This window comes from Streptomyces sp. NPDC058274 (assembly GCF_042881375.1).
GTDB lineage: Bacteria > Actinomycetota > Actinomycetes > Streptomycetales > Streptomycetaceae > Streptomyces.
The window spans coordinates 556,281-572,294 of record NZ_JBHVXW010000001.1 but is presented as its reverse complement, the minus strand read 5'-3'; the positions used below and the strand labels follow the sequence as shown (position 1 = coordinate 572,294).

Annotated in this window: 13 protein-coding genes and 1 pseudogene; 3 read left to right on the top strand and 11 right to left on the bottom strand. The window is 71.7% G+C overall.

The features are described 5' to 3' along the window. Positions 1 to 61 precede the first annotated feature (61 nt). Both ACFVYF_RS02595 and ACFVYF_RS02590 read left to right on the top strand, forming a co-directional pair. Positions 62 to 449, top strand: a pseudogene (locus ACFVYF_RS02595) (SpoIIE family protein phosphatase); the annotation flags it as partial. A gap of 46 nt (positions 450 to 495) precedes the next feature. Continuing rightward, on the top strand, positions 496 to 852 hold the full coding sequence (locus tag ACFVYF_RS02590; RefSeq protein WP_389449609.1) for a 5-carboxymethyl-2-hydroxymuconate Delta-isomerase: 357 nt from the start codon (positions 496 to 498) through the stop codon (positions 850 to 852). A gap of 70 nt (positions 853 to 922) precedes the next feature. On the opposite strand, the gene ACFVYF_RS02585 is transcribed toward ACFVYF_RS02590, so the two are convergent. The 6 genes from ACFVYF_RS02585 to ACFVYF_RS02560 form a co-directional block, all read right to left on the bottom strand. Next, positions 923 to 1,624, bottom strand: a complete 702-nt coding sequence (locus tag ACFVYF_RS02585; protein WP_389449606.1) for a TetR/AcrR family transcriptional regulator — start codon at positions 1,622 to 1,624, stop codon at positions 923 to 925. Between the two features lie 56 nt (positions 1,625 to 1,680). After that, positions 1,681 to 2,739 carry a PDR/VanB family oxidoreductase gene (locus ACFVYF_RS02580; RefSeq protein WP_389449603.1) on the bottom strand — a complete coding sequence of 353 codons (1,059 nt, stop codon included), beginning with the start codon at positions 2,737 to 2,739 and terminating at the stop codon, positions 1,681 to 1,683. Further along, positions 2,739 to 3,749 (bottom strand): metal-dependent hydrolase, encoded by a 1,011-nt coding sequence (locus ACFVYF_RS02575; RefSeq protein WP_389449601.1) that lies wholly within the window; start codon positions 3,747 to 3,749, stop codon positions 2,739 to 2,741. The genes ACFVYF_RS02580 and ACFVYF_RS02575 overlap by 1 nt, the downstream gene beginning before the upstream one ends. Before the next feature lie 69 nt (positions 3,750 to 3,818). Beyond that, positions 3,819 to 5,738, bottom strand: coding sequence for a hypothetical protein (locus ACFVYF_RS02570; RefSeq protein ID WP_389449598.1), 1,920 nt, complete (start codon positions 5,736 to 5,738; stop codon positions 3,819 to 3,821). Positions 5,739 to 5,819: 81 nt separating this feature from the next. After that, a complete protein-coding gene (locus ACFVYF_RS02565; RefSeq protein WP_389449596.1) occupies positions 5,820 to 6,356 on the bottom strand; it encodes a tetratricopeptide repeat protein in 537 nt (178 codons plus the stop codon). Between the two features lie 56 nt (positions 6,357 to 6,412). Beyond that, complete coding sequence (locus ACFVYF_RS02560) at positions 6,413 to 9,529, bottom strand: alpha-N-acetylglucosaminidase (RefSeq protein ID WP_389449593.1); 3,117 nt, start codon at positions 9,527 to 9,529, stop codon at positions 6,413 to 6,415. Positions 9,530 to 9,641: 112 nt separating this feature from the next. On the opposite strand from ACFVYF_RS02560, the gene ACFVYF_RS02555 reads away from it, so the two are divergent. Then, the gene (locus tag ACFVYF_RS02555) at positions 9,642 to 10,103 is read left to right on the top strand and encodes a hypothetical protein (protein ID WP_389449590.1); all 462 of its coding nucleotides are present in this window, start codon (positions 9,642 to 9,644) and stop codon (positions 10,101 to 10,103) included. A gap of 160 nt (positions 10,104 to 10,263) precedes the next feature. Here the strand turns inward: ACFVYF_RS02555 and ACFVYF_RS02550 are convergent, their stop codons facing one another. The 5 genes from ACFVYF_RS02550 to ACFVYF_RS02530 form a co-directional block, all read right to left on the bottom strand. After that, positions 10,264 to 11,808 (bottom strand): DUF1996 domain-containing protein, encoded by a 1,545-nt coding sequence (locus tag ACFVYF_RS02550; RefSeq protein ID WP_389449587.1) that lies wholly within the window; start codon positions 11,806 to 11,808, stop codon positions 10,264 to 10,266. A 199-nt stretch (positions 11,809 to 12,007) separates the two neighbouring features. Further along, positions 12,008 to 12,661, bottom strand: coding sequence for a LuxR C-terminal-related transcriptional regulator (locus ACFVYF_RS02545; RefSeq protein ID WP_389449584.1), 654 nt, complete (start codon positions 12,659 to 12,661; stop codon positions 12,008 to 12,010). Further along, complete coding sequence (locus tag ACFVYF_RS02540) at positions 12,646 to 13,920, bottom strand: sensor histidine kinase (protein WP_389450617.1); 1,275 nt, start codon at positions 13,918 to 13,920, stop codon at positions 12,646 to 12,648. Before ACFVYF_RS02540 ends, ACFVYF_RS02545 begins: the two co-directional genes overlap by 16 nt. A 410-nt stretch (positions 13,921 to 14,330) precedes the next feature. Beyond that, positions 14,331 to 15,323 carry an SDR family oxidoreductase gene (locus tag ACFVYF_RS02535; RefSeq protein ID WP_389449581.1) on the bottom strand — a complete coding sequence of 331 codons (993 nt, stop codon included), beginning with the start codon at positions 15,321 to 15,323 and terminating at the stop codon, positions 14,331 to 14,333. 89 nt (positions 15,324 to 15,412) lie between these two features. Then, positions 15,413 to 15,994, bottom strand: a complete 582-nt coding sequence (locus ACFVYF_RS02530; RefSeq protein WP_389449579.1) for a winged helix-turn-helix domain-containing protein — start codon at positions 15,992 to 15,994, stop codon at positions 15,413 to 15,415. Between the last annotated feature and the right edge of the window lie 20 nt (positions 15,995 to 16,014).

The window sequence follows — 16,014 nt, the reverse complement described above, 5'->3', positions numbered from 1 at the left end:
TGGCGGGGGCAGGCGGCCGAACCCGGGCCTGCCCCCACCACCCGTGCCCGAGGGCTTTGAGATGCCCGCCTCCCGGCAGACCGACATCGGCGGCGACTTCTACGCGGCACTGCCCACCTCGGACGGAGTGCTCACCGCGGTCGGGGACGTGGTCGGGCACTCGCTGGACGCGGCCACGGTCATGGTCGAGATCCGGCCCACTGCTCGGCCTGGGCCTCGACCGTCCGCCGCCCACCGAGGCGGTCCTGATGCCCACGGATCGGCTTCTCATGATCACCGACGGGCTCATCGAGACGCGCGGTACGGACCTCGCGGTCTCCATGGAGCACCTGCGCACCGTCGCGGCCGGCGCCCCGTCCGGGACCGCCGCCCTCTGCGACACCCTCCTCGACTGCTTCGGCGGCGACCGGGAGGACGACATCGCCCTGCTCGCGCTGCGGTTAGGGTGACCAGGACGTCCCCCTGGAACAGACGTCCCTTGGAACAGGAGTGCCCATGCCGCAGATCACCGTCGACTACTCCGCGACGCTCGACGACGCCTTCGACCGTGCCGGGTTCGCACCGGCGCTGCACGCGGAACTGGTCGACACGGCGGCCGCGCGGATCGGCGCGTGCAAGACGCAGTTCCGCCGGACCGAGGACACGGTGGTCGGCGCCGACGTCCGCGGACACGCGATCATCCACGTCACCATCGCGCTGCTGGCCGGGCGGACCGACGAGACCAAGGCGAAGCTGACCGAGGCGGCACTTGGGCTGCTGAAGACGTATGTGAAGCCTGCCGACGGCCTCGAACTGCACGCGTCCGCCGAGGTACGCGACCTCGACGCGTCGTACCGCAAGTACGAGGGGTAAGCGTTACCGGCGGGGTGGGGGCCGGCGCGGTCGGCCAACTCCGCAGGGAGGCGAGGCCGGCCGGAAGAAGCTATTCCACCGGCGGTGTCGCCAGCGCGATCAGCCGGACGACGAGGTCACCGAACGGCCCGTCGCCCGGCTCGTCCTTGAGCGCCGTACGCAGCAACGCGCTCATCTCCTCGTCGTACGCGCCGCTGACGGCCGCGAGCGCCCCGAAGTCGTGCACGAGCTGCAGCTCCAGCTCGCCGCGCGGAATCCGCCGCCCCTCCAGCCAGATCAGCGCCGTCGACTCGACGAGGGAGATCCAGGAGCGGACCACCAGCTCCAGCCGGGCCGGCGGATTCTCGATCTTCATGTGCGCCAGCATCTGGTCGTAGGCCGCCTGGCGTACGGCGTCGACGAGCGCGTTGGTCTTCGACGAGCCGACCGCGGGACCGCCGCGCATCAACGCCGAGAAGCCGGGCCCGTGGTCGTCCACGAAGTCGAAGAACCGGCGCATGACCCGCAGCAGCCGCGAGCCCAGCGGCCCCTCCTCGGGTACCACGAACCGCCCGGCGAGATCGTCCGAGGCCCGCTGCAACGCGGCCTCGTACAGGCTGAGTTTGCCGGGGAAGTAGTGGTAGACCAGCGGCCGCGAGATGCCCGCGGCCGAGGCTATCTCGTCGATCGAGACCTCGTCCGGCGAGCGTCGGCTGAACAAATCGAGGGCGACGCCGATCAACTGCTGCCGCCGCTCCTCGACACCCATCCTGCGGCGTACCCCGGTTGTCATGCGAACACCTTACCGATCGGATCCGGCCCGGAACGGCCCGGTCCGGCCATGGGTGTTCACATATCCAGCACAATTCGTTCACCGCGCGCCCTCGATACACAGATCAGCATCGAGTCGTCACGCTCCGCATCTGTCAGCAGTTCGTCCCGGTGGTCGATCTCCCCTTCCAGGACCCGCTGTTGGCAGGTCCCGCAGAACCCCTGCTCGCAGGAGTACACGGTGTCGGGCAGTTCCGCCCGCACGGCGGCGAGGACGGTGGAGTCGGCGGGGACGGTCAACGTACGGCCGCTGCGGCGCAGTTCGACCTCGAAGGGGCCGTTGCCCTCGGTGGACGTGTGTGCGGTGAAGCGCTCGAGATGGAGACCGCAGTGCGCGGGCAGGGCGCGCGAAACCCCCTCCATGAGCCCCTCCGGCCCGCAGCAGTAGACCGCGGTGCCCTCGGGAAGGTCCGCCAGCAGACCGTCGAGATCCGGCCGTCCGTCCACGTCCTCGGCGACGACGGTGACCGCACCGCCCCGCAGTTTCTCGATCTCCTCCAGGAACGGCATCGAGGCGCGGGTGCGCCCGCCGTACACCAGCCGCCAGTCCGCGCGGCCCTGGACCTCGCGCAGCATCGGCAGGACCGGCGTGATCCCGATGCCGCCGGCGACGAACAGATAGGCGGGCGCCGGCACGAGCGGGAAGCGGTTGCGCGGCCCGCGCACCTCGACCTCCATGCCCTCCCGGAGCTGGTCGTGCACCTCGCGGGAGCCGCCGCGCCCGCCCTCCGCCGCACCCACGAGCCGCGTCGCGACGGTGTACGAAGACGTGTCCTCCGGATCCCCGCACAGCGAGTACTGCCGTACGAGCCCCGACGGCAGCACCAGATCGAGGTGGGCGCCGGGCTCCCAGGCGGGCAGGTTCCGCCCCTCCAGGCGCAGTTGTACGACCCCGTCCGCGATCCTCTCGTGCCGGGTGACCAGCAGCCGCAGCGCCCGTGAGCGGGGCCGGCCGGAGACCGGTTCCTCCAGGGCGGGCAGCGGCCACAGCGGCGAGGCCTCGATCCGGCGCCGCATCGCGCGCCGGACGAGCAGGGCGGTACCGGCGACGGCCGCGACGGTCCGCAGCCGGGGCATCACGCGCCTCCCCGCTCGGCAGCGGAGGCAGCGGAGGCAGCGGAGGCGGCAGAGGCATCAGAGGCAGCGGCGGCGGAGACAGGAGAGGAGGAGGCGGCGGTGGCGGCGACGGCGGCGGGGGAGGAGGCGAGATAGGCGACGGCCTGCGCGGTCGACGCCTCCTGGGACGGGTGATAGTCACGGCTGAGATAGCGCGGTATGGACTTGAGCATGGCCCCGGTGGACGGCAGCACCCTCGCCTTCGTACTCGCGTGGAAGTCCCTGAAGGTGGCGCGGCCGGCAGGCAGGGTCGGGTCGTTCTCCATGAAGAACCGCGCCCCGCGCTGCCACAGGAACACCAGGGCCGTGAAGGCGGTCGCCCAGGTCCGCACCCGGCGCCGGTAGCCGCCGTCGACGTGCAGGAACAGGTCGAAGGCCACGGACCGGTGCTCGACCTCCTCCGCGCCGTGCCAGCGCAGCAGGTCGAGCATCGTCGGATCGGCACCCCGCCGGTCGAGTTCCGCCGCGTTCAGCACCCAGTCGCCGAGGAACGCGGTGTAGTGCTCGATCGCCGCGATGATCGCGACCCGCTCCATGAGCCACCACTTCCTGGCCCTGCCCGGCGGCAGGGTGCGGTCGCCGAGCAGCTTCTCGAAGAGCCAGTCGACCTGCGCGGTGTACGGCGTCGGGTCGAGACCCTGCTCCTTGAGATGCGGCAGCACCTCGTCGTGCGCCTGCGAGTGCATCGCCTCCTGCCCGATGAACCCGATGACGTCCTCGCGCAGCCGCTCGTCCCGGATGTAGGGCAGCACCTGCTTGTACACATGGACGAACCAGCGCTCACCGGCGGGCAGCAGCAGATGCAGCACATTGATGGTGTGCGTGGTGAACGGGTCCCCCGGCACCCAGTGCAGAGGCGTGTCCTCCCAGGAGAACGACACCTTCCGTGCCTTGAGGGCGATCCGCTCGGACTCGACCGGACGGGGCAGCCGGGCCGCCTGGTTATTGGACACCGCCTGGTTATTGGACATGGCGTCAATGTACTGACGGGTAGTTCCCGGGAGAACCCCCGTGCGGGGACTTGTTGACGTGAATGTCAGTTAGCGCAGGCCGGTGATCGACCTGCCGTCCGCCAGGGTCCCCTTCAGCGCGGCCTGGGTCCCCTGTTCGGTCCGTACGGCGAGCAGGGAGCCCTCGGCGGAGCCGTGGACGCCGCCCGTGGCACTGACCGAGGCCGTGTCCTTGCTGCCGGCGGCGAGCAGGTACCAGGACCCCGTCCCCGACTTCCACAGCACACCCGCCAGTACATGCGGATCGCGTGAGCCGCACGCGGGCGAGTTCTCCGCCTTCGCCGCGACCGCGCCGTACAGCCCGCCGGGTGTGTGGAACTGCGCCAGCACGCGCGGGCCGCCGCCCCGCCAGGTGTCGGCCCGGGTGCACACCCAGGCGGCCGACCCGCTCGCGTCGGGCAGCGGCTGCTGTGCGAACTGCCAGGCGTTCACCGACCGGACGCCTCCCGAGCGCACCGCGGCGAGGGAGCAGGCGAAGGGCGACCAGGTCTGGAGCGCCTGTGCTCCGGACACCTCGTGGGGTGCCGTGGGGCGTCCCGTGGTGAGGTGCGCCGGAGTGAGCTCGCCGAGGTCGCTCATCAGCCGCGTGCCCGAGTTGTCCGTCAGCTGCAGGGCGCGCCAGGAGCGGCAGTCGCCGGTCTGCTGCGCGGGGCTGGCCAGCGGACCGGTGACGCCGTCCGCCGAGAGGCCCAGGTCGAGCGGGGCGGAACTCGCCTTCAGCAGATCCCGGGCGGCCGCCTTGCGCACCCAAGGAGCCGTCAGGTAGCGGACGTTGCCGTCGACGCGGTCGAGGACCACCGCGGCCGCCTCGGCGCCGGTCGCGCCGTCGACCCGCGCGAAGTCGAGGGCGGCGCCGCTCGTCCCGTCCTTGGGTTCGGCGTACCGCGCGATGCGCAGACCGTCGTAGAGGAGCACCACCCGCGCCTGGTCGACGTCGCCCGCGAAGAGCAGCTGGGGCGGGCCGGGCGGAGCGCCCGACGGGGTCCCGGGGGTCGCGGAGACCTGCACGGACTCGCCGGGCCTGGCCCACACGGCGAGGGCGCGCCGCAGCAGCGCGCGGTCACCGGTGAGGTTTCCGCGCGCGGGCCACACCGAGAAGTCGGTCCGCGCGGACGACTGCCAGGCCGTCGCGGCGACCTTCGCCAGCTTCCCCGGGTCCAGGGCCGCTTCGGCGGCCGGATTCTGCGCGTACGAGGGTGCGGCGGCCCCGTCCGGCCCCCAGCCGTCGCCGGGCAGACCGAGCAGTGCGCCGCACACCGCGACGGCCGCCGTGGCGGCGAGCGCCGCCTTCAGGTGCTGCCGTCGCCGCATCAGGTCGGTGGGCCTGGCGTGCAGCGAGCAGGGGTCGAACTCGGGGGAGAGCAGCAGGTCGTTCTGCGGTGTCACCTCGGCGGACTCCGTGAGGGCCGCCTCCGGGTCCTCGACACCCGCCGCGTCCAGCGCCTTGCGCACATCGGTGTCGGCCAGCTGCTCCAGGCCGCGCAGGACGTAGGCCGCGCGGGCCGGTCCGCTCAGCGCGGAAAGGCGCTGGTCCAGGGCGAGTTCATCGGCGCCGCCCGACCGCGGGAAGAGCCTGAGGCCCCACACCTGCGGGAGCAGCGGCGGCAGCTGGGACCGCTTGGGCCAGGCCGGGCGCCGGAGCGGCAGGCCCGCCTCCAGCGCGCTGCGCAGCACTTGGAGACGGACGAAGGCGTAGCCCGGGTCGCCGTCACGGCCCGTCGGCTGGGCCGGGATCACGGCCGCGGACGTCCGCCCGCGGGGCAGGGCCCGCTGGGTGAGGGCGTGCGCCGTGAGCACCCGACGGTTGCGGCCGAGGCTCGGCGGCAGCACCAGATAGGCGAGCCGGACGAGCCGCGGATAGTGCTCGACGAGCGCGGCCTCGGCCTGCTCGACATCGACGACCGGTCCTGACGCGGGCGCGGGGCGCGGGGCTACATCCTGTGACTGCACGTTCAGCAAAACGAGCGAATCGTTGGATGGTCACCTGGACCGCGGCGAGTTGGCCGAAGAGCCGCGGGGAGAAGACGCTCCCTACGCCTCCGGCTCCACGAGCAGACGCGCGTAGTTCGCCATCGACCGCTGGTAGCGCGGCAGATGGGGCGCGAGCGCGCCGATCACGAGCGCGAGACCTTCCCGCTCCCGGCCCAGATCGGCCAGGCACAGCGCGAGACAGGCGCGTACCGCGTCGTCCAACTCGTCCGAGGGCGTGAGGAGTTCGGGCGTGAGGAGCTTGACACCCTCCTCGGCCTGCCCGATGTTCCGCAGGGAGCTGGCGAGCTGGATCCTGGTGCGCCGGCCCTTGTAGCCGCTGAGCCCGCGGGCCAGCGCCTCGCGGTACAGCGGAACGGCCTTGTCCGAGTGGCCCGTCGAGTCCCAGGCGCAGGCCTGCTCGAAGGGGCCGAGCGGGCTGTCGGCCGGCAGCTCGGCGACGAGCTCGTCGATCACAGCACGGAAGTCCGCCCCGTGCTCCTCGTCGTAGTCGTCGAAGGTGGCCCAGGCGGCCGTCACGCGCTTTTCCCAGTCGTCGTTCACGGGCCCACCCTCGCACAGGTGTGCCCGTGACGACATGCCCTTTCCGTGATCATGGAGGCGCGGCCCGTGGTGACCGCGCCGTCCGCCGGGTCCTAACCGATCGTCCAGCCGCTGAACTCCACCGTGCCGCGCGCCCCGCCGCCCCCGTTCGTGGCACTCATGAACAGGCCCACGTCCTGGACGTCGGCAGCACCCGGCACCGGCACCGTCGCCACCGTCCGCCAGCTCGCCCCGCCGTCCGCCGAGCAGGCCCCCGTGAACGCGGCACCGGCCCGGGTCAGCCGCAGCAGCACCGGCGCCTTGATCCCGGTGACGCGCTTGTACGTGTCGAGGGTGCCGTCGCCGTTCGTGTCGTACGACAGCACGACCCCGTTGGCCGGCGTGACCGCCAGATCGAGGAAGCCCGGCGACCCGGGGGTGGCCAGGCTGTTGCGGACGACGATCCCCGCGCGGGCCCAAGGGCCGGTGACCGCCTGGGAGTCGACGCGCAGCGTCACCGACACCCCGTCCTTCAGGGCCCCCTTCCGGTACACCGTCCCGAACTCCGCGGTGCCCTTCCACAGGTCCGCGCCCGCCCCGTCGATCGCGAACCGGTCGCCGAGCTGCCCGAAGACGGCCGCGTTCCCGGAGTACGTCGTCCAGCCCGCGGCGAGCGGCCCCGCCTCGAAGAGGGTGCCGTCGGACTCGCTGCGCACCCGGTCCTCGCCCCGGGGCCCGTAACGCACCACGAGCGCGTACGGCAGCGGACGCAGCGGGCGGTCCAGCGGGGTCCCGGGTGCGCTCGCCGACCAGCGGACGGTGCCGGACCCGGCGGCCGGCACGCTTTCCAGGGACGTCGGCCCCAGTGGCCGCGCGTCGATGCCGGTGAGCTCGAAGTCGACGCGTCCGGTGGCCCGCAGGCCGTTGACGTTGGTGAAGACGGCCTCCACGCGCGCGTGGCCGCCGGGCGGGAAGGCGGGCGGTTCGGCGGTGACCCGGAGGGAGCCCTGATAGGGCGCGCGGGACAGGACGTCCCGGATCCGCGCGGCCGTCCGGTAGGAATCGCCCACCGGCCGCAGCGGGTAGTCCTTCCGCTCCAGGGTCCACGGCTCCTCGAACGCGAACCAGTCGACGGCCGCGGGCGGTGTCCCGGTGGCGAGCGCGTCCTGCAGCGCGTCGAGCCACTTACGCCAGCGCGGCAGGTAGAAGTCGGCCAGCAGGCCGTTCCACTCGCGGTTGCCGTACTCGTGCAGGTCGCCCGCGTCGGAGGTGGCCCGCCCGCCCCAGACGGTGATGAGGACCTTGGCGGTCCGCTCGAACTCGGCGCGCTCGTCGTCGTTCGTGGCGAGCAGCCGCGCGTCGTTGATCCACGGCCCGAGGAGGAACGCCGGATGCGTCCCGGTGATGTCGTCCGAGAGCCCCATCAGCCGCAGCCACAGCGCCGCCAGCACCTTGAAGGTGCCGAGGTCCTTCCTGTCGTACGCGGCCTTCAACTGGGGCAGATACTGGCGGCTGCGGTGCGCGAGCGCCTGCCGGGCCACGTCCACCAGGTCGTACCGGTACGCGGCACTGCCCCGCAGGCTCCCGCTCACGCCGAGCAGTCCGGCGAACGCGGCGTCGAAGCGGCCCGGGTCGTAGGTGAGAGCACGCGGCGCGTACTCGGCGGCGCGGTTCGCGGCGAGGTCGGGGCGGGCACAGAACAGCGAGTCGTGCGGGTCGCTGCGCTCGACGGCCCGCTGCTGGTACGCGGTGTCGTGCAGCGCCCGCCAGGCGGCCCGGGCGTGGGAGTCCCGCCGTCCGTAGCGGAAGTCGGCGTACGACGAGAACCAGGCGGCCCGGTCGATCCGGGCGGGACTCCACGCCAGCTCCGAGAAGAGCTCGAAGGCGGCCGGGTCCCGGTCGGTGGCCTCCGGCAGGAACGCCGTGCCCGCCAGCGCGCTGCCCGTCTTGTCCCGCCACGCGAAGAACTTCTCGTTCCAGAGGTGCGCGCGGGCCCCGATCGTCGTACGGCCGCCGAAGTTGGGGATCGTGCCGAAGGCGTACGGGGTGCCGCCCCAGTCGCGCTCGCGGTCGGTGACGCTCGTGTAGCGGTCGGAGACGCCGTCGACGATCAGCATCTTCTTCTTGTCGACGGCGTCGAGGAGCGCGGGCAGCGGATTGGCCTCCCAGCCGAGGATCACCCAGGTCGCGCCGGGGTGCGCCGTCCGCAGCGCCGTCTCCACTCCGCGGGCGGCGGCGGGCACCGGCACGTCACCGGCCGTCCCGCCCTCGTGCAGCAGGTCCATCTTGAAGTGGGCGGCCTTGCCGAAGACGTCCCGCTGATGGCGGTAGAACGACCCGGCGACCGCGGCGAAGGCGTCGGTGCGCGGATCCAGCCAGTCCGGGCGCTCGAAGCCGTGCCAGACGCCCTGCGGCACGACGTGCGCGTCACCGCCGTTGCGCTCGACGAAGCCCTTCGGGACATGTCCGTAATAGCCGGGCAGCACCGGCGCCATGCCCAGCTCGCGCAGCCGGTCGCAGATACGCCGGCCCAGCGCCGCGCGTCGTGCGATCAGCTCGGGGGAGAGCGGGCCGCCGTACCCGGAGAGGTTCTGCAGCAGCCACCACGGCTGGTGCGAGGGCGCGGGCAGCCAGGCGCGGGCCTCGGCGTCGCTGTAGCCGAAGTCCTTCAGGACACGGTGGTAGACGGCCTCGGTGCCCGCGATGACCATGACCTCGTTGCAGCCGTGCACCGCGAGGAGGTCGATCTGGTGCTCCCAGTAGGCCCAGTCCGCGTACGGGGCGGTGTAGCCGTCGTTGGTGTCGTTGAGCGCGAACCGGTGGGGGAGCGCGGTGTCCCGGGCCAGCGGGCGGGCGGGTGCGGGCAGCCGGCGCGGCAGGTTCAGCTGGGAGCCGTTCCAGGCGAGGTGCGCCCCGCAGACGTACTTCAGGTAGAAATGGACGCCGGTGAGCAGGACGCCGGGTGTCGTACCCGTCACCTGGATGTGCCCCGTGGTGCCCGTCACCCGGAAACGGTCGCGCCCGCCGGACGGTCTGAGGAGACTGAGCCGGAACTGGTCCGCATGGCCGGGCAGCAGTCGATTGAGCGCGGAGCGTGCGGGAGCCGTATCGAAGGCGGGGCCCTCGCCGGGGCTCTCAGCGGCGTGGGCCGGGACCGTCACCCCGAGGGTGGTCCCGAGGCCGATGGCACCGGCCGTGCCCAGCACCGTGCGTCGCGACGGACTGTTCATCTGTGTGCCCCCTGTGTCGACAGGAGCGGCACGCTAACCGGACGGGCCGCTGTGCTCAACGGTGCGAACGGAGCTGGCGAGTTCGTGTCGCCGGAAGGAACCGGAGGAACGTATGAGGATCACGCGCGAAAAGCTTGCGGCGGGGGCGGCCGGCGCGGCCGTGGCCCTGCTGGCACTGACCGGCTGCGGCGGATCGGGCGCCGCCGACCAGGACGACAAGGTCCCGGCCACCGCCACCGGCAGCCTGGAGGACCTCGCGTCCGAGGTGAAGTGCGAGCCGGACATCCAGACGGACGCCGACGAGATCCGCCAGGCCGTCTGCAAGAACACCGACGGCAAGTTCATCCTCGCCACCTTCGCCACCGACCGGGGCCAGCGTGAATGGCTCAACAGCGCGAAGGACTACGGCGGCGCGTACCTCGTCGGCGCCAAGTGGGTCGCCGTCGGCGAGATGAAGACGGTCATGGCGCTGCGCGGCCAGCTCGGCGGGACCATGGAGGAGGGGGCCTCGCACCACTCGGCGAGTGGTGGTGGGGGGACCGAGGCCACACACTCCGGTACCCACAGCGGCTGACCGCGCAGGATCGGGGGGTGGGGGTGTTTCCGGAGCGGCTCCGGAAGCGCCCCGGGGCGACATGACACAACATGACATGACGAAGGCCGGCGGCGGGATCTCCCACCGCCGGCCTCGTCATGTGGTCACTCGCAGCGCCTGCCGGTGCTGCCGCGAGGAATCACTTGCACTGCTTGCCCTGGTTGATGCAGTTGACCATCTTGTTCATCAGGCCCGTGTCGAAGACGTTGATGAAGTCGTCGTGGTCGGTGCTCGCCTTGTGCAGCTGTTCGGGGAAGCCGTCGACCGCGTAGGCGTTCTTGACCTGCCCGTTCTCCAGAGTCGGCGCCGGAACGTCGTACACGAGGCGCATCGTCAGCTGCGGGATCGCCTTGAACCCGTTGGCGCAGTTGCCCTGCGCGTCGGCGAAGGCCACATGCGTGCGGTGGTTCGCGCTGTCGATGTTCTGGCCGTCCCAGCAGCTCTGGAAGGCGAAGGAACGCACCACGCTGCTGCCCTGGGGGCAGATCGGGTACTGCTCCGTCAGCTGCACCTTGTTCTCGAAGCCGGTGCAGCTCCAGTGCGCGTTGGCGTTCGCGAGACCGTTGGTCAGGGTCTTCGCGTCACCGGTGATGATGCGCAGGAACTTCGGCATCGCGACGACCTTGCTCTTCGCGTTGCCGACGTACTTGATCTGCGCCTCCTTCACCTGCTGGATCTGGCCGACGTTGCCTTCCTTGCCACCACCGTCGTTGTTCTGGTCGAAGTCCTGCGAACCGTTCTGGATGCGCACGACCGGCCAGTAGTACGACGATTTGTCGCCCTGGTTGGAGCAGGTGGTCTGGGCTGCCGCGAACGTGTCGTTGTTGGCGAAGGCGTCGTTCGACTGGTTGCCGACGTAGTCGTGCAGGTGGTGCGCGCCGTTGGTGACGCCCGGCGCCACGATGACGTTGTCGGTGTTGAACTTCTTGTTCTCGTTCACACCGCACGCGCTCGTGAAGGTGCCCGTCGAGCCGCCGCGCTTGGTCCGGGCCTTCTTGGAGACGTTCGGCTGGACCTTCGTGATGTCGACGAAGTCGGCCGCGACAGGCCCGTTACCGGCCTGACCGCCGTTGCCCTGCTGCTGGCCGTTGTTCTGCTGACCGCCGCCTTGCTGCTGACCGCCGCCCTGCTGCTGACCGCCGTTGTTCTGCTGCTGCCCACCGTTGTTCTGCTGCTGGCCGTTGTTCTGGCCACCCGCGTTGGTCTGGGTCTGATCGGCGGGGCGGCCACTGCACGTGGCGAGGTCGTCCAGCTGTTCGGGCGCGTTGCCTCCGACCCGGTTGATCTCCAGCTGGATCCGGTCGATCATCACCTTCCGCAGGTCCTTGAGCGGGCCGAGCACGGAGTTCTGGACGAAGTTCGCGTCCTTCGTCTGTGCGTCCCGTGTGGTGTTCAGGCGCTGGTAGGCATCGGTGATCTGCTGGTCCATCGTGGCCAGTTCACCGTCGACCTCCCCACGCGCCTGCTGGGGCACACTGGAGAGCTTCTGGCCGACGTCCGGACAGTCGATCGTCGCCACCCAGCCGGTGGCGGACTTCGTGCTGTTCTGCGCAGAGTTCGTCTCATGCGCCGAAGCGTAGAAATTCGCCCAGATCAGCCCGCCCCCGCCGAGCGCTAGGGCAGCCGACGCTGCTATGGCGCGGACCGCCAGCGGCGAACGGCGTTTTCGTATGTTGCGTCCCATGGAACTCCTCTGACTTCCTTGCGGGGCAGCGAGGTACCCGACAGGAGTGAAGCGGCTCCCATTCATACGCAGGGGGCGCGTGAGGTGTTCAGTGACCGCCGGAAATTCTTAGAAGTTCATGAGGTCAATTCCGGCACAAGGGCCACAGAAGCCGCTATTTCTCCGGTAGTTGATCTCCCGGAACAGGTTTGAATCTTGGTCAGCGGCCTTGGTCGAGATAGGCGAGCACCGCGAGAACGCGTCGGTTGTCGTCGTCCGAGACCTCGAGATCCAGCTTGGCGAAGATGTTCGAGGTGTGCTTGGCGATCGCCCGTTCCGTGACGACGAGTTGGCCGGCGATCGCCGCGTTCGAGCGTCCCTGCGCCATCAGTTCGAGTACTTCTCGCTCCCGCGGGGTCAGCCGGCCCAGCGGCTGGTCGGTGCTGGAGCGCCGGGACAGCAGCTGCTGGATCACCTGCGGGTCCATGGCCGTGCCGCCCGCCGCGACCCGCCGTACGGCGTCGATGAACTGCTCCGCGTCGAACACCCGGTCCTTGAGCAGATAGCCGACCCCGCCCGTGCCGTCGGCGAGCAACTCCCGCGCGTACAGCTGCTCCACGTGCTGCGACAGGACCAGCACCGGCAGCCCGGGTCTGTTCCGGCGCGCCTCCAGTGCGCACTGCAGCCCCTCGTCCGTGTGCGAGGGCGGCAGCCGTACGTCGACCACCGCGACGTCCGGCGCCAACTCGGCGAGTGCGCGGCTGAGTTCGGGCCCGGTCTCGACGGCAGCGGCGATCTCGAAGTCGTACGCCTCCAGCAGCCGGACCAGTCCGTCGCGCAGCAGGAAGAGGTCTTCGGCTAGGACAACGCGCACGGAATCTCCAGGGTCACCATCGTGGGACCGCCCGCGGGGCTGCTGACGGCCAGGACGCCGTCGAATGTACCCAGCCGCCGCTCCACTCCGGTGAGCCCGGTGCCCGCGCCGGTGCGCGCGCCACCCTTTCCGTTGTCCGTGACGGAGATCCGCAGCATGCCGTCCGCGTGGTGGAGGTCCACCCAGAGGCGGTCGGCGCCGGAGTGCTTGACCGCGTTGGTCAGCACCTCGCTGACGGCGAAGTACGCGGCGGCCTCGACGGGCGCGTCCGCGCGGCCCGCCAGGTCCACGTTCACCTCGCTCACCAGCGGCAGCCGCAGCGCCAACGCCCGTACGGCGTCGCCGAGTCCGCGCTCCGCCAGCACCGGCGGATGGATGCCCCGCACCAGGTCGCGCAGCTCCGTGAGCGCCTCCGCCGAGGACCTGCGGGCCTCGGCGAGCAGCTTCCTGGCCCTGGCCGGGTCCTTCTCGATCAGTGCCTCGACGGTCCCCAGGTCCATGCCCATGGCGACGAGCCGGGCCTGTGCTCCGTCGTGCAGATCCCGCTCGATGCGCCGCAGTTCGGCCGCGGAGGTGTCGACGGCGTCCCGCCGGGTCTCGGTCAACACCCTTACCCGCTCGCTCAGTTCGCCCTCACTGGGGGCGAGCACGGACCTGGTGAGCAGGAAGTGGACCCGCAGCAGCGGTGGGTTGAGGTAGAGGGATGCGGCCAGGAGCAGGGCGCCCAGCGCGGCCGCCGCGAGCGCGGTGGCCTGTCCGGAGACCGGCACGAAGCCGTACCACCAGCCGACGCGGGTGCCGTCCGTGAAGACCCGCCACAGGCCGAGGGCGAGCGCGAACCCCTCCAGAGGGTAGAAGAGCAGCAATGCCGGCAGCAGCGCGGTCACGAAACCCGCGGTCATGTCGACCGGCAGCCAGCCCAGGTCCCGCCAGGTGGCGGGGTCCCGCAGCATTCCGAAGCAGCGGGCCCACGGGTTGGCGTCCGCCGGCAGCGGGCGGTACGCCGGCGGAATCCGTACCCCGCACCACTCCGCGGCCAGGATCCGCCGCCGGTCCGCGAACGCGCGTACGCCGGTCAGTACCCACGGCGTCGTGACGATGCCGACGCCGACCGGCACCAGCGCGATCGACACGACGGCCAGCACGAACAGGACGATCGAGCCGGTCAGTCCGCCCACGGCGAGGGCCAGCGCCCGGGCCCCCGCCACGGCCGCGCTCCGCGCCCTGGCCCGCACCCCACCACTCCCGACCGCTGTCATTTCCATACGGCCAGTCTTCCCGACCCTGCGCCCCCGGGTCACTGGCCCGGCCACCCGGCTCGGGGGTGCACCTAGGTCCACCCCCCACCCCCTCGGGGGCTCCGCCCCCAAACCCCCGAATCGGCCTGAACGGCCTCGTCCTCAATCGCCGGACGGGCTATGAATCTTTCCCCCGGGCAAGAGCTTCGCAGCCCGCCCGGGGAGAGAATTCAGCCCCTCCGGCGTTTGAGGAGCGGGTCCGGGGCGGAGCCCCAGGTACGGGATGGGACGGGAAGCGGCGGAGGGGGCGAAACCCCCGGAGGGACCGGAACACCCCTGGAGGAACGGGACCTCCGGAGGGATTGGCCCCCCGGAGGGCCTGGGCCCACGGAGTTGCCCGGAACCCAAAGGCCGCCCTGGAGCGCCCGGGTTCAGAGGCCGAGGAGCTTCGCCTCGACCGCGGGGTCCAGCCCCACCGCGGGCCGATCGGCCCGCTGAGGCGCAACCCCGCCAAGGCTCCGGAGCCAGCCCCACGTATCGCCCACCGTCGCCTCGACCCCCCGGCACAGCAACCCGCTCCCCAGCGCAAGGGACACATCCGCCCCATGGAGGGCGTCATGCAGATCACTCCCCGGCGGCACCCACACCGGCAGCTGCGTCCAGGGCTCGACCCCGGCCCCCAGAATCACCTCGGGCTCCGTCCACCGCAGCTCCGCCCGGGCCCCCGTGACCCGAACGCACGCGTCGAGCAGCTCCCCCGTCGTCGTGAGCCCCCGGGGCCCCGCCAGGTTGTAGGCCCCGCCCAGCCCGCGCCGCACCGCCCCGAGGATCCACTCGGCGAGGTCGCGGACATCGACGTACTGGAGCGGGAGATCGCGCGGGCCGGGTGCGAGGACGGGCCCGCCGCGCGCGATCCGGTTCAGCCACCACGGCAGCCGCCCGATGTTCTCGTACGGCCCGAGGATCAGCCCGGACCGCACGAGCACCGAGCGCTCCGCACCGAAGGCGTCCAGGACGGCGAGCTCGGCACCCCGCTTGTCCCGCGCGTAGTCCGTCTGCTCCGCGTCCGCCGAGGCACCGTCGACGAGAGGGGCGTCCTCGGTGTAACCGGCGGCCGGCGGCCAGGCGTACACGGAGCAGCTCGACACGTACACATAGCGCGCGACCCGGCCGGCCAGCAGCCGCGCCGTGTCCCGGACGGCCCGCGGCGCCGCCGACCAGGTGTCGACGACCACGTCCCACTCGCCGTCGGCGAGCGCGGCCAGACCGTCGGGCGCGGTGCGGTCGCCGTGCAGCGAGCGCACGCCCGCGGGCGGCTCGTGGCGGCCGCGGTGGAAGACGGTCACCTCCCAGCCGGCGGAGAGCGCCGCCTCCACGACGGCGCGCCCCGCGAACTCCGTACCGCCCAGCATCAGAAGTCTCATGCCGACGACTCTGCCCGCCCCACCGGCCGCACGGAACGGGATTCTGCTGTCAGAAGATCCGCCGTCAGCGGTGCCCGGTCAGAGCCTGGTCAGCGCCCGGCCGGCGGGGCGTACTTGTAGCCCACCCGCCGGACCGTCTGGATCGCCTTGCGGTGCTCCACGCCGAGCTTGCGCCGCAGCCGGGCGACATGGACGTCGACGGTGCGTCCGTCGCCCACGTGCCCGTAGCCCCACACGGTCGTGACCAGCTGGTCCCGGGTGTGCACCCGGTGCGGGTGCGCGACGAGATGGGCGAGCAGCTCGAACTCCAGGTAGGTGAGGTCGAGCGGCCGCCCGTCGACCTCGGCGGTGCGCTGCACGGTGTCGATCCGGACGAGGGGCGCGTCGGCGTCCTGGTCGAGGACCGTCGGCTCCGGGCGGTCCGGCACGGCCACCGGCAGCAGGGGCTGCTGGTCGGCCGGGACGAGGACCAGGTAGCCGATCATCGGCGGCTGGCCGGGCAGCGTGGGCAGGGTGTGCTGGGGAGCGGGCAGCCAGGTGGCGCCCGGCGGCAGGAAGTCCGCGACGTCCACCACCTCGTCCCGGTCGACGGCACGCAGTCGGTGCCGTGCGCTGCCCGTGGGTGAGGCGGTGAGGGTGCCGGCGGTGGAGAAAGAACGGGTGTTCGCCATGAGAGGTCAGCTCTTTCGCG